At 46.6% G+C, this 20,406-nt stretch carries 20 protein-coding genes; 8 read left to right on the top strand and 12 right to left on the bottom strand.

The features are described from left to right. Positions 1-3 precede the first annotated feature (3 nt). The 5 genes from SK3146_RS10315 to SK3146_RS10295 all read left to right on the top strand — a co-directional run bounded on the left by SK3146_RS10315 (position 4) and on the right by SK3146_RS10295 (position 5,423). Complete coding sequence (locus tag SK3146_RS10315; RefSeq protein ID WP_249864992.1) at positions 4-1,623, top strand: OPT/YSL family transporter; 1,620 nt, start codon at positions 4-6, stop codon at positions 1,621-1,623. An 11-nt stretch (positions 1,624-1,634) separates the two neighbouring features. Further along, entirely contained in the window at positions 1,635-2,696 is a 1,062-nt protein-coding gene (locus SK3146_RS10310) for an S-methyl thiohydantoin desulfurase family protein (RefSeq protein ID WP_249864991.1), read from the top strand. Positions 2,697-2,732: 36 nt separating this feature from the next. After that, positions 2,733-3,668, top strand: a complete 936-nt coding sequence (locus SK3146_RS10305; protein WP_249864990.1) for a DUF1177 domain-containing protein — start codon at positions 2,733-2,735, stop codon at positions 3,666-3,668. Positions 3,669-3,740: 72 nt separating this feature from the next. Further along, the gene (locus tag SK3146_RS10300; protein WP_249864989.1) at positions 3,741-4,412 is read left to right on the top strand and encodes an AroM family protein; all 672 of its coding nucleotides are present in this window, start codon (positions 3,741-3,743) and stop codon (positions 4,410-4,412) included. A gap of 48 nt (positions 4,413-4,460) precedes the next feature. Further along, the gene (locus tag SK3146_RS10295) at positions 4,461-5,423 is read left to right on the top strand and encodes an aminopeptidase (protein WP_249864988.1); all 963 of its coding nucleotides are present in this window, start codon (positions 4,461-4,463) and stop codon (positions 5,421-5,423) included. A 133-nt stretch (positions 5,424-5,556) separates the two neighbouring features. On the opposite strand, the gene SK3146_RS10290 is transcribed toward SK3146_RS10295, so the two are convergent. Next, positions 5,557-6,045, bottom strand: coding sequence for a hypothetical protein (locus tag SK3146_RS10290; protein WP_249864987.1), 489 nt, complete (start codon positions 6,043-6,045; stop codon positions 5,557-5,559). Positions 6,046-6,126: 81 nt separating this feature from the next. Then, positions 6,127-6,588 (bottom strand): hypothetical protein, encoded by a 462-nt coding sequence (locus SK3146_RS10285; RefSeq protein WP_249864986.1) that lies wholly within the window; start codon positions 6,586-6,588, stop codon positions 6,127-6,129. Between the two features lie 572 nt (positions 6,589-7,160). Here SK3146_RS10285 and SK3146_RS10280 point away from each other — a divergent pair. Continuing rightward, a complete protein-coding gene (locus tag SK3146_RS10280; RefSeq protein ID WP_249866256.1) occupies positions 7,161-7,610 on the top strand; it encodes a DUF948 domain-containing protein in 450 nt (149 codons plus the stop codon). 27 nt (positions 7,611-7,637) lie between these two features. Then, entirely contained in the window at positions 7,638-7,994 is a 357-nt protein-coding gene (locus SK3146_RS10275; RefSeq protein ID WP_249864985.1) for a YtxH domain-containing protein, read from the top strand. Positions 7,995-8,187: 193 nt separating this feature from the next. On the opposite strand, the gene SK3146_RS10270 is transcribed toward SK3146_RS10275, so the two are convergent. From SK3146_RS10270 to SK3146_RS10245, 6 genes are all read right to left on the bottom strand, one after another. Further along, the gene (locus tag SK3146_RS10270; RefSeq protein ID WP_434006869.1) at positions 8,188-9,345 is read right to left on the bottom strand and encodes a phosphodiester glycosidase family protein; all 1,158 of its coding nucleotides are present in this window, start codon (positions 9,343-9,345) and stop codon (positions 8,188-8,190) included. 88 nt (positions 9,346-9,433) lie between these two features. Then, positions 9,434-11,245 carry an EAL domain-containing protein gene (locus tag SK3146_RS10265; protein WP_249864984.1) on the bottom strand — a complete coding sequence of 604 codons (1,812 nt, stop codon included), beginning with the start codon at positions 11,243-11,245 and terminating at the stop codon, positions 9,434-9,436. Positions 11,246-11,317: 72 nt separating this feature from the next. Continuing rightward, positions 11,318-11,446: an AgrD family cyclic lactone autoinducer peptide gene (locus SK3146_RS10260; protein WP_249864983.1), complete on the bottom strand. Its 129-nt coding sequence runs from the start codon at positions 11,444-11,446 to the stop codon at positions 11,318-11,320. Next, complete coding sequence (locus tag SK3146_RS10255; protein WP_249864982.1) at positions 11,443-12,000, bottom strand: accessory gene regulator B family protein; 558 nt, start codon at positions 11,998-12,000, stop codon at positions 11,443-11,445. The genes SK3146_RS10260 and SK3146_RS10255 overlap by 4 nt, the downstream gene beginning before the upstream one ends. Continuing rightward, complete coding sequence (locus SK3146_RS10250) at positions 11,997-12,668, bottom strand: hypothetical protein (protein WP_249864981.1); 672 nt, start codon at positions 12,666-12,668, stop codon at positions 11,997-11,999. The genes SK3146_RS10255 and SK3146_RS10250 overlap by 4 nt, the downstream gene beginning before the upstream one ends. 144 nt (positions 12,669-12,812) lie before the next feature. After that, positions 12,813-13,400 carry a CPBP family intramembrane glutamic endopeptidase gene (locus tag SK3146_RS10245; RefSeq protein ID WP_249864980.1) on the bottom strand — a complete coding sequence of 196 codons (588 nt, stop codon included), beginning with the start codon at positions 13,398-13,400 and terminating at the stop codon, positions 12,813-12,815. A 1,106-nt stretch (positions 13,401-14,506) separates the two neighbouring features. Here SK3146_RS10245 and SK3146_RS10240 point away from each other — a divergent pair. Beyond that, the gene (locus SK3146_RS10240; protein WP_024982794.1) at positions 14,507-15,808 is read left to right on the top strand and encodes an IS1380 family transposase; all 1,302 of its coding nucleotides are present in this window, start codon (positions 14,507-14,509) and stop codon (positions 15,806-15,808) included. 1,641 nt (positions 15,809-17,449) lie between these two features. Here the strand turns inward: SK3146_RS10240 and SK3146_RS10235 are convergent. From SK3146_RS10235 to SK3146_RS10220, 4 genes are all read right to left on the bottom strand, one after another. Next, the gene (locus SK3146_RS10235) at positions 17,450-17,839 is read right to left on the bottom strand and encodes a hypothetical protein (protein ID WP_249864979.1); all 390 of its coding nucleotides are present in this window, start codon (positions 17,837-17,839) and stop codon (positions 17,450-17,452) included. Positions 17,840-18,179: 340 nt separating this feature from the next. Then, the gene (locus tag SK3146_RS10230) at positions 18,180-18,821 is read right to left on the bottom strand and encodes a hypothetical protein (RefSeq protein WP_249864978.1); all 642 of its coding nucleotides are present in this window, start codon (positions 18,819-18,821) and stop codon (positions 18,180-18,182) included. Between the two features lie 81 nt (positions 18,822-18,902). Continuing rightward, positions 18,903-19,301 carry a hypothetical protein gene (locus SK3146_RS10225; protein ID WP_249864977.1) on the bottom strand — a complete coding sequence of 133 codons (399 nt, stop codon included), beginning with the start codon at positions 19,299-19,301 and terminating at the stop codon, positions 18,903-18,905. 288 nt (positions 19,302-19,589) lie between these two features. Next, positions 19,590-20,243, bottom strand: a complete 654-nt coding sequence (locus SK3146_RS10220) for a helix-turn-helix domain-containing protein (RefSeq protein WP_249864976.1) — start codon at positions 20,241-20,243, stop codon at positions 19,590-19,592. Positions 20,244-20,406 lie beyond the last annotated feature (163 nt).

Raw genomic sequence — 20,406 nt, 5'->3', positions numbered from 1 at the left:
TCCATGGACAATGAAAAGAAGCACCCTAGTATATTCGAACCGTTCGCGCTTATTCTAAACATCGTAACGGCTGTCATCGGGGCGATCATCGGGATGCAAATCGTTACGACGTTGGGCGTCACGCCGAACACCGCAATTATCGGCGCTCTCGTAGCGATGCTGATCGCCCGCATTCCGATCACAATATTCAATAAGTATAAATCCGTTCACCGGCAAAACCTGGTGCAGACGTCCATCTCCTCCGCTACGTTCGGGGCGGCGAACAGTCTGCTGATTCCGATCGGGATACCGTTCGCGATGGGAGTTACCGATCTGGTCGTCCCTATGCTGATCGGCGCGGCGCTCGCCATGTTCGTGGATGCGGCTATCCTGTACAAGCTGTTCGACTCCAAGCTGTTCCCGGCATCCGGGACATGGGCTCCGGGGGTGGCGACGGCCGAATCGATCAAGGCGGGCGATAAGGGCGGCAAACGCGCCGGTCTGCTGGGAATCGGGACGGCAATCGGTTTGATCGGTTCTTACTTTAATATTTCGATGTCCGCCTTCGGTGTAGCCTTCATCGGCAACATTTGGGCGCTGACGATGTTCGGGATCGGTCTTATGATCCGCCAGTATTCGGTTCCCTGGTTTCATGTTGACGTGAACCAGCTGTATATCGCCCACGGCGTCATGATCGGCGCAGGTATCGTTGCCTTGATTCAAGCGGGCATGCTTATTTTCAGCAAGCAAAACAAATCGGTTAAAAAAGGCAAAGCGGGCGAGAACAGCATCACTGCCTCCTCCGAGATTGACGAGAGCAAGCTGACCCGTACCGTATCCGAAGCTAGACGTACGCTCAGTCTCGGGTTTATCGCTTACCTGCTCATCGCTTTGCTGATTGCCTTGATCGGCGGCCTGATTACTCATATGTCCATCGGCATGCTGATCGGCTTTATGGTTTTTGCCGCGTTCGCCGCGTTCGTCCACGAGCTGATCGTAGGGATCGCCGCGATGCATTCCGGCTGGTTCCCGGCCTTCGCCGTCGCTTTCATCACGCTGCTGTTCGGGATGATGATCGGGTTTCCTCCGGTCGCCCTTGCTTTGCTGGCGGGCTTTAGCGCCGCTACCGGTCCGGCCTTCGCCGATATGGGCTACGACCTTAAGACGGGCTACATTCTCCGCGGCAACGGCGAGAACAAGGAATACGAGCTTGAAGGAAGAAAGCATCAGTACATTACGGGGATGATCGCCTTCGGCGTCGCGCTGTTGACGGTTCTCGTCACCTACAAAGGCTATTTCGCGCAAAATCTTGTGCCGCCTATCGATAAAGTATATGTGTCGACGATTCAGGCGGGAGCTTCTCCGGAAGTGGCCAAGCAGCTGTTGATCTGGGCCATTCCCGGCGCTATCGTGCAATTGCTCGGCGGACCTAGCCGCCAGATCGGCGTCTTGTTCGCAACCGGCTTGCTCATCGCTACACCGAATGCTTGCTGGGCGGTTCTCGTAGGTATCGCGATTCGTATTATCGTGCTGAAAATCAAAGGCAAAGAAGCGGAAACTCCAATGAGCATCTTGGCGGCCGGGTTCATTGCCGGGGATGCGCTGTACAGCTTCTTTAACTCCGTGTTTAAAATGAAAAAGTGAGGCGAAGCTTGATGTCGATATTGAAATTGGATGAAAAAATGGTGGAATACGCGGTTTACGGCGGCGCCGTTCTCGGCGGAGGAGGAGGGGGCTGGATTGAAGACGGCCTCCAAATCGGCCGCCTGGCTCTCGAAATCGGGCAGCCGAGCTTGTATTCCATCGATGAATTCGCAGACGACGATTTATTCGTCACCGTGTCCATGGTCGGAGCTCCGGCCGCCAAGGATCAGTTCGTAAAGCCGATTCATTATGGCAAAGCTTTGGACATTTTGACCCAGAAGATCGGCAAAACCGTCAATGCGCTCCATACGAACGAGAATGGAGCGGGGACGACCGTCAACGGCTGGTTTCAATCGGCTATCACGGGAATTCCGCTTGTGGACTTCGCTTGTAACGGACGGGCTCATCCGACGGGCGCGATGGGCTCGCTAAACCTCTCCGAGGTGGAAGGCTACATCTCCCATCAAGCCGGCGTCGGCGGCAAGGGAGACAACTATATCGAAATCAGCATCTCGGGCTCGCTTGAAAAAGCCGCTTCGATGATCCGCAAAGCTTCCGTTGAAGCCGGCGGTCTGGTTGCCGTCGCACGCAATCCGGTCACATGCGCTTATGCCAAAGCCAACGGCGCCGCCGGAGCGATCACTCAGGCGATCGAGGTCGGCGAGGCACTGCTTGCCCACCAAGGCGAAGCGGCCATTGAATCCGTCGTCTCCAAGCTGGGCGGCCAAGTCGTTACGATGGGTACGGTTACCGATTTCACCCTGGAGACGACAGGCGGCTTCGACGTCGGCACGGTCCGGATCAATGACGAGCATGAGATGACGTTCTGGAACGAGTATATGACGATTGAAAAGGACGGAGAGCGGTTTGCTACCTTCCCGGACCTGATCATGACGCTGGATGCTAAAACGGCCAGACCGATCGTTACGGCAGCGATTCAAAAAGGCCAGCAGCTCGCCGTTATCGCGGTGCCGAAGGCAAAATTGCTGCTCAGCAGCACGATGAGCAACACCAAGCTGCTCAAGCCGATTGAGGACATTATTCATAAATCGATTATTTCTTATCTCGGATAAAGACAAACAGAATGAATTCGGATGGAGGAAAAGGACATGACATTAAAACAAACCTTACTCGCGCTTGACGTAATGGATAGCGGCTATGTAACCGGAGAGAAAGTCAAGGAATTATTCAATGAATATAAGGATGTATCCGTAACGGTAACCGTCGTAAAAGGGGATAAAGGCAGCACCGATTTCATTAAAATCGTCGTTCCCGGAACGAACGGCAAGAGCAAAGGCGGCGACGCGCCGACCTTCGGGATTATCGGCCGTTTGGGCGGCATCGGAGCGCGTCCTACGCGGATCGGTCTCGTATCCGACGCCGACGGTGCGGTAGCCGCCGTCGCTTCGGCGCTGAAGCTGGCCGAAATGCAGACCAGAGGCGACTCTTTGAAAGGCGACGTTATCATCACGACGCATATTTGTCCGGATGCTCCGACGCGTCCGCACGAGCCTGTCGATTTCATGGATTCTCCGGTCGACATTTTGACGATGAACCAGCATGAAATCGTGCCGGAGATGGAAGCGATTCTGTCCATCGATACGACCAAAGGCAACCGCGTCATTAATCATAAAGGCATCGCCATCTCGCCTACGGTCAAAGAAGGCTATATTTTGCGCATGAGCGAAGACTTGCTGCGGATTATGGAAATGACGACAGGCCAACTGCCGGTGACGTTCCCGATAACGATGCAGGATATTACGCCTTACGGCAATGACCTGTATCATATCAATTCGATTCTTCAACCGGCGGTTGCCACCGATGCTCCGGTTGTCGGCGTAGCCGTTACGGCCCAATCGGCCGTGCCGGGCTGCGGCACCGGCGCAAGCCACGAGATCGACATCGCTTCGGCGGTACGCTTCTCGGTCGAAGTAGCCAAGGAAGTAACGAACGGCACGTGCGAGTTCTACAACAAAGCGGAATTCGATCGCATCTTGAGCTTGTACGGCTCGATGAAAGTGCTGCAAACATCGGGAAAACAGTAATTTCTTTTCATATACTTGCACATTAGGGGAACTCGGGTTCCCCCTTTATTTTCATTCAGGGAGGCGATTCGGATGGAGAAGCTGGGAATGATTACGATCGGCCAGGCGCCGAGAACCGACGTTGCGCCGATTATCGAGAAATATTTGGAAGGCCGCGCCGAGCTCGTTCAAGTCGGTGTGCTGGACGGGATGACCAAGGCATATATTGAAGAGAATCTGTTTCCCGAAGAGGGCGATTACGTACTGACCTCCCGTCTGACGACCGGGGATTCGGTGGTGATGTCGCGGAAAAAAATTCAGCCGATTTTGCAAAACAAAATCAATGAGCTGGAGCAAAGCGGCATTAAGCAAATACTGCTTCTTTGCACGGGGGTATTTCCGGGACTTACGACAGCGACTTCCTATTTGATCGAACCGGATCATATTATTCCGCCTACCGTCAAAGCGATGGTCGGCTCCCGCCGTCTGGGCGTGATCGTGCCTTTAATCGAGCAGAAGGAAAATTTGAAACCGAAATATTCTCCGCTCGGACTCGATCCGCTGTTCTCCGTCGCGTCGCCGTATATTAATAATCTGGACAATTTCCGGCAAGCGGCGACCGAGCTGAAGGATACCGTCGATATTATCGTGCTGGACTGCATGGGATACACCGAGGAAGCGAGAGAGCTTGTCGCGAAGACTTCCGGACTGCCGGTTGTATTGTCCAATGCGATTATGGCAAAATTAGTATCGGAAATGATCTGAAATTGCGGAAATCACTCAATCACTGAAATCGCAAAGGGATGACAAACGATGAATGCGAAGTTAACGGAAATCAGTAAAAATGTGCTGCGAAGCTGCCTCGGCCTGAAGGAAGGCGAGACGTTTCTGGTCGTTGCGGACGATGTGAAGAAGGAGCTGGCCGAGTCGCTGTATGAAGCGGGCAAGCAGCTTGGCGCCGAAGCGATGCTCGTCGTGATGAAGGAACGGGCCAAATCGGGCGAAGAGCCTCCGGCGCCCATAGCCAAAGCGATGGCGGAGTCGGATGTGGTCGTCTGCGTGACCAAGCATTCCTTGACGCATACGCAGGCGCGCAAGCAAGCGGCCGCCGCGGGAACCAGACTCGCTACAATGCCGGGCATCACCGAGGATATGTTCCTGGAGGGCGCTATCAGCGCCGACTATGTCCAGGTCAAAGCGCTGACGGAGAAAGTAACGGACATGCTGACGAAGGGCGAGAAGGTCAGAATCGAGAAGGACGGCCGCAGTCTGTCGTTCCCGATTGCCGGAAGAAACGGCGTTCCGAGCACGGGCATGTACCTGAATCCGGGCGAATCCGGCAACCTGCCGTCGGGAGAGGCGTACATTGCGCCGGTGGAAGGGCAAGCTGAAGGGCAGATCGTCATCGACGGATCGGTAGCCGGTATCGGCAAGCTGCAGTCGCCTCTGCTGGTTACTGTAGCCGGAGGACGCATTACGCAGGCCGAAGGAGCGGACGCGGAGCGGCTGTTGCAAATTCTCGGCGACGGCGACGGAAGACAGCTCGGCGAATTCGGCATCGGTACGAACGACAAAGCCCGCATCACCGGCGTCGTGCTGGAGGACGAGAAAGTATACGGCACGATCCATGTCGCGTTCGGCAGCAACAATACGTTCGGCGGAACGATCGCCGCAGGCGTCCATATTGACGGAGTCGTTACCAAACCGAATGTATATATCGATGACCGGCTCATTATGGAGAACGGGGGTTTGTTGAATAAAAGTATCAGGGATTGAAGACAAGACAAGGCTGATGGCTGCCCGCGTGCGGTCGTCAGCCTTTTTTCGTTGTGTACATGCGGAAGGAGAAGCTTCATAATAATGACGCGGCGTTTAGAGGAGATGTGAAGGGGAAGGCAAAGCGGTAGGGCTACAGCGTACTCAGGTCCAAGCTCAGCCATTCGTTGTTGCCGTCCCGCGAAAGAAACCAGACTTGGACGAATTTGCCCCGCGGTTTGTAGATGAGATGCTTGACGGCCAAAATATCCGACATGCCAAATGCCGGCGAAGCGTTGCGGATAAGGAGGGATATCGGATAGTCGGAGGCATACGTATCGATCTTGCTCTCTTTAATTCGAATCCGGTTATTCAATTCCTTTACGAGCATCTCGACGACTTCGTTGCTGTGCGTATTCGTCTGGGAGCGGCCCAGCAGCATTTTCGCTTCTTCCGAATCATAAAATAAATGGGTAATCTCTACGCCCATCAGCCGCTGACGGGAATCTTGAATGACGGCGTCGGGACGCTCCCGCTGGTACAGGAGGCGAAGCTTGTTATCGTGATTCCGGTTGTAAATATCGATCCAGATTTTGACGGCGGCGCGTTCCAAGTCCCGTTTTTCCTGATTGTTGGTTGTCATAAGCTCCTCCGAAAAATACAGCGTCGTAGATTCGCCTGAAGAGGAGGAGCGAGGCCCCCTCTTATGCGAATTATTACTATATTATGCGATGACTACATGATTCAATTCTAATTTGAGTGTAGTCAAATATGCAAGCTCCGGAAGCTCTAATTTTTCGGATAATGCGCGAAATCTTCTGTATATCGTGCGCAGGATCACCGAATCCATCTCCTGAATCATGCTCTCATGCGCAATATAATCGTTTAACGTTGCTTTAATCAAATAGCCGTTATCCTTCAGATTAGACCTTCGCTGATCGGCGATGTACTGATTTTGCAGGAGCGCCCTCTTATACATTTGAACGGTGCGGGGGCTGACGCCCTGTCTTCTTTTTATTCCATACGAATCCGTGATGGTCAAAGTGCGGCTCTCCAGGTCGAGCGAATCGGCTTTCAAATAGACAATTTCGTGCACCTCGATTCCTTCAAGCAGCAAGCGGACAACGATGGCATCTTGAGCATTGATGCACTGACTTTCAGCAAGCAACAGTGTCTCGTAAGTCAAAACATTCACCAGTTCCAAACAACCCTTTCGTTATGAAAATAGTTTGTCGTGTATCTAGGACAGCAATAAAAATTGTATATGATTATGCAAATTTATGAAAGAATGTAAAATAAGAGGTTTTATCGTTCGGTGTCGAATGGCAAAAGTTTTTTCAGACATAAACTTTCAGCAACCGATAAAAGCGAAAAAGGGCTGGGAAAATGCTCGTCCATAGCGAATAAAGCGCTGACAAACTACAGCAGGGGGAGAAGTAAGCGTTTCGATACCGGCGCAGTGGGAGAAGGGGATGTCCGAACGGCTCCGGTAAAGAGCGGCAAGCTTGCCGCAGCGGTCATCTACGGCTCCAAATGCCCTTAAAGGGCTGTCGAAGAAGGGCAAAAGGCTGCGATAGAGCTCATAGAATTTAAAAAATGTCGAGGGATGAAATCGCCTTCGTCCGCCCTGATTCGCGGCCGACAGCCTGTTTTTTTTTCAAGAATCAGTGTCAAAATGAAGGTCAGCTACTTATAATGTACTATTCCATAGGCATTCGTCTAGGAAAGCTGCCGCTTGGGAGGAGGTGTCGGAGCGTGATGTGGCAAATCAGCATTAGCTTGGCTTCCTTGGCTTTTGTCGTGCTGGCCGGCTATTTGATCTTCCTGCTGAAGGAATCCCGCCAGGCGATGCGGCAGGCGCAAGATACGCTAAACCGCATGCAGGAGAAGCTGGAACTGACGGCGGAGGAATCCGTCCGTACGATACGCCTTTCCAGGGAAGTGCTGGAGGATGTACAGAGGAGGATGAAGGCGACCGACGGGTTTGTGGATGCGATGGAGCGAACAGGGGAAGCGGCCAGCAGTCTCTCCCGTTCGGTGCAGCTGGTGTCCCGCACGCTGTCGGATACGGTTCTGGAGGCCAGGGAAACGCTACATACCCGGCAGGATACGGTGAAGGACCTTATAGAGCTGACGACGACCGGAATCCAGCTGTGGCAAAGGTGGCAAGCGCAGAAACCCTCCAAGACGGGCACGCCTGACGAATGATCAAGATTGATGAAGGAGATGAACAGGATGGCAGCTGATAAAAAAGGAAAAGACTTGCTGGTCGGAGCTGTAGTAGGTACGGTGCTGGGAGCGGTGACCGCCCTGCTGCTGGCTCCCAAATCGGGGCGCGAGCTGAGAGCGGATTTGGCTGAAGGCGTTCATACCGTCTCGGAAAAAACGCAGCAAGTGGCAGGGACGGTAGCGGATAAATCCAAGCAGCTGGCAGGCACCCTATCCGAAAAGACGCAGCTGATCGGCAACCAAACTTCCGAATGGGCTGGCAAAGTGAAGGAAAAGGCGCTTTCCTGGAAAAACGGAAAGGCCGACGAAGCGGCCGAAGTGCCTGTGGCGGCAACGGTGATCGAGGGCGAAGAGCAGCAATAAGCTGCTGACCGATCCAAGCGGGCCAGCGTCCGGTTTAAGCCGCGAGACGTTCCCGAGGATAAGAGATAACGGCGATAAGCTGGGGCGCATTGCAGCAGTCATATAAGCGTTCTACGGGCGCCCGGTTCCAGGCATCCGCTTGGCAGCCCATAAAGGCCCCTTCATGCGAAGGGGCCTGTTAGGGTTATATGCGTCACCACTTGGACGGGTCGATCTTGCTCGGGTCGAGCCCTTCCCAAATGTTCTTGATCGTCACCGATTGCGGATTGTCGAAGACGAGCCAAGCCGTAGGCAAATAGCGTTCGCCGTATTCGCTGGCCGGCTTGTTAATGATCTCGTTGTTATGCACCAGTACCGTAGACGACCCTCCGTCCAAGTTGGCGGCGGTAATCGCGCCATGCTCCAGGAAAATGTTTTGAATATCGTACAAGGTCGCCCCGATGCTGTGTCCGGGCTGTCTGCCGTCGATAATGGCGAACATGATCGTGCCGTCTTCCTTCTGGGCCATGCAGGTGCGGGGAGCGATTCCCCAACCGTCCGCCTGGTTCTTGATTTGTCCGACGCCGTTGACGATGAAGCGCGGGGCGAAGGTGACCGCTTCCTGCACACCCATCTGCAGCAGCTCCGTTGGCTTGTACTTGCCGGCGATCATCCGGCCGTCCTTATCGATGCCGACGATATGGTTCGGCGTGTTCATGCCGCCGTCGTTATAATAGATCTTGCCTCCGGAGATGACCAGCCCCGTAGGCTGGAAGCCGTTCCCCATCCATTCGGGATCGACGAAGCCTCCGGCATTGACTCCGGCTACCGCCCCAAGCCGTTTGACCATCGAAGAAACTTTCTCGCCTTTGCCGACTTTTCCGGGGACTGCAATTCGCAAGCTTTTGGGATCGTTGACGATCAGCAGCTTGCCCTTGAAGTTTTTGCCCTCGATAGGTTCGATCTCCACGAGCGGTTTTTTCTCTGCGGCTTTGACCGGGGTCGTCTCCGGCGTATTCAGATGAACCAGACGCTCATCCTTTACTTCCGTATAAGTATCGAACTGCTTCCAATAGCGGTCGACGCGTTTCGTCAGCTCCGTCTCGCCGATCAGATAGGCGGCCCAATGGCGATGCTGTGTGGAAATCAACGTATCCGCCATCAAATAGCGGAGGTTGGTTCCCGATTCGGTAAGGAAGAACCATAAACTGAATGCCGTTCCGAACATCATGAGAATGGAGAGCGTATAGAAGAATAGAGTCACTAGAGCGGAAGTTCGTTTTTTCTTTTTTTTCGAGGCGCGGGGACTGGGCTTTTTGACCGTTACTTTGGTCTGTGCCGTCTTCGTGCTGCTCGATAGATTAGCTGGCATGGTTTCGTTCCCTTCAAAAATTTGGATTGCTATACTTATAAACGTAAAAAAGAGGAAAAAGTTTCAGTTATCCACTGTACTTTTTCCTCTATTTGGTTAAAAATAACTGTTTATTCTGCCGGATCATCTCTTCAAATTCTTGAGCCGAAACCGGCTTGCTGAACACATAGCCTTGAATTTCATCGCAGCCCTGGGCTAGCAGAAATTCCAATTGCTCCCTCGTCTCGACGCCTTCGGCGAGCGACGTAATCTTCAACTGGCGGGACATGGCGATCAGAGCCGTCACGATAGCCGCATTGTCCTCGTCGGAAGTGACGTCGCGGATGAACGATTGGTCGATCTTGAGCGTATGCACACGGAATCTTTTTAAATAGCTGAGCGATGAGTAACCGGTACCGAAATCGTCGATAGAGATGCGAACGCCGAGACTCTTCAGCTTATCCATCGTTTCCATCACATGCGGGCCGCTGTTCATCGCGACTCCCTCGGTAATTTCCAGACAAAGCAACCCGGGGTCCAGCCCGCTCTCCTGCAGCGTTTCTTCAATGACGGATACGAACTGCGGCTGGTGGAATTGAATGGCCGATATATTCACGGACACGCAGAGCGGATTGTAGCCTTGCTCCAACCATGCTTTGTTCTGAAGACAGGCCTGCTTCAAGATCCAGTTTCCCATCGGAACGATGAGGCCGGTCTCTTCGGCGAGCGGAATGAATTCAGCCGGCGATATCATGCCCCATTCGGGATGCTGCCATCGAACCAGGGACTCCATGCCGCGTATCGTACCGTTTTTCAAATCGACTAACGGCTGATAGAGCAGCCGGAATTCGCCGCGCTCCAACGCCTTGCGGAGATGGATTTCCAGATTGAGCTTGTGTAAGGACCGTTTGTTCATATCCGGGTGATAATAATGATATGAATTCCCACCTTTCTCTTTGGAGCGGTACATGGCATTATCGGCATTCTTCAGCAAAGTTTCGGCATCGGTGCCGTCATCGGGATATAGACTGATTCCAATGCTGGCCGTGACGAACAATTCGTGGTCTTCTATCAGGAAAGGCTCTTTCAGCAGCAGCTTAATTGTTTCCGCAAATTGGGCCGCCTCTCGCATATGCGCATTCCCGGACAGCAGGACCATAAACTCATCCCCGCCGAAGCGGGCGGCTACATCATGGTTGTTAACGTAGCTTTGAAGCCTGTGAGCCAAGCCTACCAGCAGTTGATCCCCGATGTGATGGCCGAGCGTATCGTTAATTACCTTAAACCGATCCAGATCAAAAAACAGAATAGCCAACCTTCCTCCGTGACGGCTGGCTTCATCCAGACAAGCCTTGAGACGATCGTCAAAATATAAACGGTTCGGCAAATGAGTTAACGAATCGTGATAAGCCATATGCGCGATCTTCTCCTCGGCGCGCTTCCGTTCATTCATGGCACGAATCGTCGCGTACGAGCGCAGAAACTGATCGTTTCGGGTTTCGCTAATAATACGTGCAAACAATTCATCATGATGTAAGGGATTATGGTCAGCGTAGGAGGGGTCTGCAGTCCTAAGCAACTGCGTTACGTTCTCGATGTGTTCTTTGTGGATGCGCGCGGCTGAAGCGGTTTTGGGATGCTTGCTGTCGGAGGCTCCTAGATATACGATCCCTTTCTTGGGATCATAGTCTGCGACATGGTTCATATTGACTATATTTGCGCTATCCAGAAGCCGAAAACCATCCTCGAACAGCCATTCTTCCAAATTATCGAAGGAAAAATCAAGATAATAGTGTTGATCCTTGGTGTGTATGATAATTTCCCGATCGCGAATCTTGTCGATTTTGACTACACTGCTCGAATCTATAATGATGACTTCCGACCCTCTCTTCCCGTCACGAGTCACGGGGATTTTTTGCATAGGTCTCAGCTCCATAAGAGAAGGATAGATAATAGGCTGCCAAACTCTCGTTTGACAGCCGACAGAATCAGCTTATTTATTTTTCTTGAGAAGCTCCATTGGCGTTTCTGGGCGGTGGCCAATATACGAGTTTGTAGTTACAAAAACTGAAGCAAGAATCATTAAAACAGTGTTGGCAATGATTGCAATTTTAGTTTTCATTTTGAAATTCTCCCTTCAAAGTGATCTCTCGTTCTATAAGAAAATTCAGTGGTCAACAAAGCTTGACAAAAAAAAGCTGCTGTCATAACTGTAGATTGAAAAAAAAGATTAGCTAAAACTATTAACACAGCTATTAATTTAAGGAGAGGATAGTATTTAGGATTTATTTTACTAATATGCTCAATACCGTTTGGTGCTGTTTTTAATAAGATAAGAGCCGAGAAAATATCAATAATACTACAATAAAATGAGTAATTAAAAGAAATATGAGCTGCTGATATTATAATAAAAATAGTAAGCAAACAACATGATAAGGAAGACGACATGTGTAGACCGCCCGAAAAATATCTTAAGGCAATAAACGAAACTATAGCCATCAAAGCTTCGATAAAGTGGTCTGTCAATACGCAGAAAACAATTGCAGTTGTAAATGCAATGAATGAATTTATAAGTAGGGACAATGCATATTTTAAAGCTATTTCAGAACCAGCTTGCGAGTAATTATTTCTTATTGACCTAGCAATGTTTTCAGCTGAGCGATCAATAAAATTCATTTTTTTGACAACCTTTCACGTCTTTTTGCCCATAGTCTTTTATTATGCTGATAGGCAAGGTAAACCCCTATTAGAAAAATAAATCCAATTATTATAGGTAAAATGATATGGACTGCAGATTTCTTAAAAGCTATCTGTTCAATTTCAATGGCCACTATTCCAATTATTAGTAATCCAGATAAATAAAAATTATATCCTTTTAAAGCATCATTCGAAGTTGTGTGAAAACCTAATTTGTATTTTTGTAAAGGGAAAATCAAAAGGAGCAGTATCAGGGTTACAGTTGATTCGAAGCAAATAAATTGTACCGTTGAATTTATTAAACCTTGTTCATTAAACACTGAAAAATTAGAACCGATTGCAATGACTAAACCTTCAATAGTTACTACTGCTAGTGTGCCTATAATACATACTAAAAATGAGAATATTAATGGAAGGTTGAAAAAAAGTGTTATGAGTACTATTTGAATGACTATTACTGGAAGAACACCAAATTGTACCTGCTCCAAAAATTCCCTAATATAAATCGATATTACTGACATTATTACTGCAATAATAAATACTTTATGTAGTGAATAACGAAAGTAAATGCGAAATAATGAGAGACAAAATAACATAGCCGCTGAAAATTCTATTGAAGAAAATAAGATTTTAATTAATGACTGCATTTAAAATACCTCATTATGCAAAGTATTTGGATTTCTTTGCTCCAAGAAATATAAGTCCAATGTAGTTAGTTTAATACACTATTCTTAACTTAACAAGTAGAAAAATGTCGAATTTAAAGCGCTTTCTAGTGTATTATTCCTACCTTAACCCTTTATTGTCCTGACCAGTAAAGAAATGTAATTCAAACTTCCATGAACTAGGATAGATGAGGCTAAAGTCCCGCTTTGTTTATAAATGAAACAAAGCGATATTCCGGATAAGAAGTAAGCCAACCCTCTTTCTGGACTTAAATGTCCTACCGCAAAAATTAGCGATGAGACGATTGCGCCAATCCAAAAGCCGAATTTTTTCTCAAGAAGCCCGAAAATAATTTTTCTATAAACTATTTCTTCAATTATAGGGGCTATGACAATCGCGTAGAACGGCATAATTAAGTAACCGCTTATTAAGTCATCCGTCAAAATATTCGGGGTTTCAAATAAGAATGATGTTATGGCATGGGCAAAAATGCAATACTTCAAACCATGAAACGATATTGTATAGAGTTTTGGATTTTTTAATATACCATTAAAATCCACGGCCAGGAGTTCTTTTCGAAACAACCATAAAATAGCTATACAACTTAAAATGGAGGCAAAGGATACGGTATATTTATTCAGAAAAAACAAGATCGGTCCAGGACCTACAAAAAGATAAAAAATCAGTAGAGTGAAGATGTGTTTTCTTTCCAATTATGACTTCCCCTTCGGTGTATTATATCACTCGGCCATTTCTTTTTCGTATGCAAAGTTCACGATCGTTATTAAGATAAATAAAGATACGGTAAGCAGTAACAAATATGCTTTGTCGAAGTACATGACGATAGCACTTACTGAACACATGGCTATATACCCGAGAAGAAGGGCTAATCTCATGTTTTTAGGAATAACTGTCCTTTGCTTTCGCGCTTTAAAAGGATCAATGAATGAAAAACCGATTCTTGTTTGAATTAGGATACAAGAGAAGATGACATTGATTATGCAAAGCATCAAGCCTTGAAGTATGTAGTCATTTTTCGTTAGCTCTATGAATTGGATGAAATCAAATTTAGTGATAAATAGATTGAAGATATTTTCGATCATCATATTAGTTCCGAAAGCTATAAATACAATCAGGACGGAATATAACGGTCTGAATTTATACAAAAGATATAGACAAATAAAGAAGCAGCATGGCTGAACTGTCGAAATAAGGAATACGACTTTGTACGATTGAAGCAAGTGTGAGACTTGAGAAAGTAAGAATGAACTAATGACTATAGACCTGATATGCTGCCTCGGCTTAATACGAAATATGCTGAGGCCTAATATCTGTACCGAGGTCCAATAACATAAGTGTAATAATATAAGAGTAGTCTGTTCCATTTAATTTACCTTATACGGGGATTTGTGAGAAGGTTGCCATGTCAATCCTACTTTCGAGTTCTGCAAAATTCCTGCCGTATTAATAATATAATTTATTTTATCAAAAAGTAAATGTGTTCCTGTGTGACAAATATCACTTAAGCTATTCTACTAAAGAATTAGTTTATATTTAGTCTGTCAATTCTTTTTCGTATAAGAAGTTCATTACTCCAATTAATATAAAAAAAGTAAGAGTAACACATACTATAACGAATTTTTCGAAAAAATATATAGAAAGACTAGTGAAAGCTAGTAAAACACAGCCGGTTAAAACCATAATAATTATCCTGAATTTCGAAAGTACTGCGCATTAAAAACATAAAAAGGGCTCCAAATCTTTGGTAGAATGGTGTTTGTCCAGGACAACATCACCCAAAGAGAGGAGCACCTTTTAGGTGAAGTCTACCACACCGGTCAGCAAAATCAAGAGCGAATTTTCGCTGCAGAACGCCACGAGTTTCGGCGGCGTCAAAATCTTTTTGGCCTATCTCGAAAAAATCAAGCTCGCCGAGGCCATGCAGCGCCTTTCCGGCGGCAAAGCGCACAACGCCATTTTTCCTGTTCATCGCATCCTGCTCTATCTAATGGTTGGCTGGATGCTGGGCTGCGGGCGTATTTTTCATTTCCGCAAGTTACAGCACGATGTGTTGCTTTGTCGTTTTCTGGGAGGCCGTCTGCCGCATCACAGTTTGCTGTACAAGGAGCTCGCGCGTCTGGGCAGATCCTGCCCGCAGCTCCCGACGGAACTGCGCAAGCTGAATATGGAAATCATTCATCTCTGCTTGCCGTCCAAGCCAATCCTTGATCTGGACTCCTCGGTGGAGACGGTATACGGGGAGCAGGCCGGCGCGGCCAAAGGCACCAATCCGCATAAGCCCGGACGAAACAGCTACCATCCGTTGCTGGCTTTTGAAGGGCAAACCCACTTGAATCTGAATGCGAGGCTTCGCCCCGGCAACACGCATTCTTCAACCGACGCAATCGACTTTTTGCAGCAAACCTTCGCACTGCTCGGCGAGCGCCAAGTGGCGTACGCCCGGTTCGACAAAGGCTTTGGCGGCGAGGATTTCTACCAACTGTGGGAAGGCCGCAAGATCGGTTACGTCGGCAAAATGAAATGGACCAAACGCCTCGCAAGCGACGTGGCGGCTTGTCGCTACTGGACGCGCTATGTCGACGAGGACTGGATCATCGAGGGCATCACTTTGATTTACAAAGCTACGTCCTGGAAAAAGCCCCGTCGCGTAGCGGTCATTCGTAAGACGCAAGTCTGCGAAGACGGTCAAGGCCGCATCGTATTCGACGAGGACTGGCAGTATGAAGCGATTGTAACCAACCTGGAGTGGGAACCAATTGACCTATGGCGCTTTTACAACCAGCGTTGCTGCATGGAAAATTACATCAAAGAGGCGAAAGACGGTTTTTCCATGGACCGGATCGCGACCAGTGATTTTGAAGCGAATGAAGTCGATCTGCTGATCAAGTTGCTGGCCTACAATTTGTTCGAACGCTTTAAGCGCGATTGTTGCGAACCGATGCATCAGGGTTATACGATTGCAAGATTCCGACTGGAGTTCTTTCATTGCGCGGCGACGCTTGTTCGGCATAGTCGCGCGGTCGTGCTCAAGCTGATCAAGGATTTCGACGGTCGTCATGCATGGAAACGAATCGAAGCCAAAGTGGTTCAATTGGAGTGACGGCTTCCAACATTTCACATGGAAAACAACAATGCCCCTTTTCTGGGGAGGGGGGAGTTATCCCCATGTGGATATTGGTTTCAAAATTTCGCTGGTCCCACTCCCACTTATTCACAGTTGTTGATCCGCTCCTGGATGATCGCCACCGCATTCTTATGCGCTTTCGAAATTCAGGATTATTTTTTTGGGATATAAACTACTCTTAGAGTTGAGGGGGTGAGAAGAGATAAAGGAGAAGCCTAGCCTTAATTTTTGTAATAATAATGCTACTCCACAATTAATTAAAGTTAAAATAAGACCTTGAATAGCATAATCATTCTGATATATCTTTACAAATTCTATGTAATTAAAATTGGCTAAGAAAAGATTAAATGCAGACTCTATTACTAAATTAAAACCAAAAGTTACTACTGCAACAATGAACGAATGAATAATCTTTAGCTTATAAAAAAAGAAGATGCATGTCATAAGACAGATAGGCTGGATAAAAGCCAATAAAAATTCCGCTTTATATGTTTGTAGCAATATTGAGGTTTGAGTTAGTAGCAAGGTACTCAAAATAATTTGACGAATATGATGTCGCGGTTTGATTCTAAATAAAACCATACTAATTAAAAGAACAGAAGGCCAGTAAGTTATATATACCAAAATGAGTATTAATTGTGGCATCGGTTTAATTCCTTTCTAGCATCAATCAGTTGTTTCTTTCATATAAGTTAAATGCAGAATAAATAATGTTATAAATATGAATAACATAATGACTTTCTCCAGAAACATGATGGAGAAGCTAGTGAAGCTGTAAAAAGCCAATGGTAATCATTCAATAAATTGCTAGATATTGAACGGGCCTAGTATAGCGGATAGCAGAGATAAATGAGAAGCCGATTCGGAATTCATTGAGCAAATAGGACAAAATGAATTTTTCACAAATTCATCATAATTAAACATTGGAATAATTAGTAGGTGATAAATCTTTTGCTAGTCCGCTAACTCTTTTTCATGAGATAAGTTCACGATACCGATTAATACGAAGAAAGTAATAGAAATAATCAACATGATCAATTTGGCAAAAAAGTAAATAGAGAAGCTAGTAAATGTCATGATAATACATCCGGCCACCGTTGTGAAAATTAACTTTCTTGGAAACGCCTCTACTTTATAATTTGTATGGTTGGATGAAATGAAGGAGAAGCCAACTCTCAGCTTATGTAATAGAAAGGCTAAAACGTAATTTGTGAATGCTAAAATAAATCCTTGAATCATGTAGTCATTTCGGGAAATTTCAACAAATTTTATGTAGTCAAAATTAGCTAGAAAGAAGTTTAAGGTCGATTCTAGAACAATGTTAAAACAAAAAGTAATTGCTGCAATCAGCAGAGAGTGTGCGAATCTTAACCTAAAGAAAAAGACAATGCACATTAGAAGACAGATCGGGTGAATCAATGACATGAGAAATTCAGCTTTAAATGACTGTAGAAGAACGGAGCATTGCGTCATCACTAAGGTGCTAAGCACGATCTGTCGGGTGTAGTAACGTATTTTGAATCTGAACGAGGTAAGACAAAGTAAAAGCGCTGAAGGCCAGTAAAACAAATAAATCAATATCATATTCAAATGCTGCATACCTTACTCTCCTTAGGTTCAATCAGCCGTTTCTTTCATATAGGTGAAGTGCAAAATACTGCCGACCGTAAATAAAGTGATGAAGATGGATAGCATAATGATTTTCTCCAGAAACATGATAGAGAAGCTGGTGAAGCCAATGAGTAAAAAGCCAACGATGTTCATCCAGTAAAACTTTGCCGGGTACTGAGCGGGCCTAGTATAGCGGTTAGCAGAGAAAAATGAGAAGCCGATTCGGAATTTGCTTAGTAAATAGGACAAACTAAAGTTCACCAGACATAGCAATACGGCCGACATGACAGATACGTTCTTGGACATTTCCACAAATTCATCATAATTAAACTTGGAGAGCAAAAGCGTGATAGGCGACTCTATGACGATGTTAAAGCCGCAAACAATCACTACCATAAGCAAAGACTGCGTCACGCGCAAACGGAAGAAGAGACAAAGACATAAAAACATACAAGCAGGTTGTATGACCGATAATAAATAAACGAGCTCGAAGCTTTGGATCAAGATAGATATTTGAGCTAACATGATCGTGCTAAAAATAATTTGTCCTACGTAATTGCGGGGCTTGCAGCGAAAAATCGTTAAAGCAAGCAGCAGCATGGAGGGCCAATAAACAAGATAGATGATAACGAGTTTGAGCTGTTCTATTAAACTCCCTCCATCGATAAGAGCCGCATTGTATCGGCAAATAGGATGAACTTTTTCGCAACGAGTTAAGCTTTATTTTCCCTTAAACTCAATCAGCCGTTTCCCTCATGTAGGAGAAATGCAGAATACTGCCAATCGTAAATAAAGTAATAAAGATGGAAAGCATAATGATTTTCTCTAGAAACATAATGGAGAAGCTGGTAAAGCCGATAAGAAGGAAGCCGGCCAGAATCATCCAATAAAACTTGGCAGGATATCGAGCTTGTCTATGAAATCGATTCGCTGAAATAAACGAAAACCCGATTCGGAATTTGCTCAACAAATAGGCCAGGCAGCAATTGATCAAGCATAGCAAAATGGCCGGAAGTACGGATACACTTTTGGACATTTGGACAAAGGCGTCGTAATTGAACTTGGAGAGCATCAGCGTCATAGGGGATTCAATGACAATATTGAAACCAAACCCGATAACAACCATGAGCAGCGCTTGGATCATACGCAAACGGAAAAAGAGACAAAGACATAAAAACATGCAAATAGGCTGCACGATCGAAAGCAAATAAATAAAGCCGAAGCTTTGAATCAAAATAGACACTTGAGCCAGCATGATCGTGCTAAAAATGATTTGGCCTATGTAATTGCGGGGCTTGCAGCGAAATAGCGTTAAAGCCAGCACCAGCACGGAGGGCCAGTAAACGAGGTATATTACAACAAGTTTGAACTGTTCCATAAAACTCCCTCCATCGACAAGGAACGGGACATATTTACAATATATACAATATACCTACACTGTGATCTATACGTCAATCAACTAATCGGATACTTCTTTCTGATACGCCATCCGCAGGACGACTCCCCATAAGATGACGACCAGGACTTGAAAATAAAAAGCGTATTCAGCAATGAAAAAAATAGTTAGGCTGGACACCAATAAGGCCCCTAAAGCTATGCCAAAAGCAGTCATAAGCTGCTTGTTTTGTCCTGAATATACGAACTTGCCGCGGTTATGCTTGGGAATAAAGGAGAATCCGATCCGGTACTTACTGAGCAAGTAACATAGCAGCAAGTCGATAAATAAGATCAGCACAGCGACGGCGAAAGAGCCGTCCTTGATAACAACGAGAAAACGGCCGATCTGAAATTGAACAAAGGCCATATTCAACAGAAATTCAAGAATGAAGTTAATCGAATAAGCCACTACCGTAATCATCGCAGAGTACAACAAGCGCAGACGAAAAATCAGCCTATAGCACAGAATCGCACAAATAGGCTGAACGGTGGCAACGAGATAAATTTTATCGTATTGGCGGATGAGGACTGATATATATGTCAATAAAAGCGCCGATAAGACCAACTGCACTGCGTAAGGCCGAAGGGGGAACCGAAACAAGACGAATCCCAACGACAACAAGCACAGCCAGGCCGCAAAATAATAAAGTCCGAGTTGAAACCAAGGCATTAACGTCAGTCCTTCTGGATTGTTAAGTGTAGTAGGATGCTAACCTTTGACAAAAGACGGGTTCATATTGCTGGTTTTGCCGAAAGAGAATTCCAGACTGGTTTGGTTGTTGTTGGCAATCTTGCGAAGAATGAGATCGTGGTACTTACGCTGTCGCAGGGCGGACATGGATACGAAGATCCCTTCTCCCTTAAGATCGAAATACAGCTTGCCGTTACGATCGTCGTATTTGCGGATCTGTTGAAAGTTGGCGTAGATGTCGGCGTCGACTTTCCTGAATTCATGCTCGTCCAACATATCAAGAAACTCGCTGAAATCTCGCAGGGACTCGATGCTGCGCGTCACCTTGGAGTTTTGATTGCAATATATAATTTCTTTCATGCCCACTTCAATATAGAAAACGTAGTTCAAATCTATTTGTATGTTCGGTGTTGGAGTTCCGGCGATGTCTTGCTCCATAAGATGCCCGGCTTTAATCATCAGTTCGGTATAAGGATAATCGTATGCCGCGGATAATTTTTTCAGGGTATCGGGTGATGGAGTGATTTTCTCATTGGTGGAGCGGTTTTTCTCCAGCTCCAGATCGCGAATGTAGGCATGCGACAGGCCGCTTTTCTTGGCTGCCTCTCTAAGCGACATAGTCCCTCGCAAGCCTTCTAAAAATTTACCAAATTCAGGGATGGGATGTCCCACTGTAATCACCTCTCTTATCGTTATTTTAAAGGACAAATTCGGTAAAGGAAATAGCAAAAGAAAAAAATATGTGACATAAGAGGAATCTTCCTAAAAAATAATTAATAAAATAAAGTAATTCTTGACGGCATGTAGTATAAATACTACATTTAATATAGGGACA

The sequence above is a fragment of the Paenibacillus konkukensis genome (genome assembly GCF_023523925.1).
Classification (GTDB): domain Bacteria; phylum Bacillota; class Bacilli; order Paenibacillales; family NBRC-103111; genus Paenibacillus_S; species Paenibacillus_S doosanensis.
Note: the sequence above shows the minus strand (reverse complement) of the source record. Positions and strands in the feature narration are given on the sequence as shown.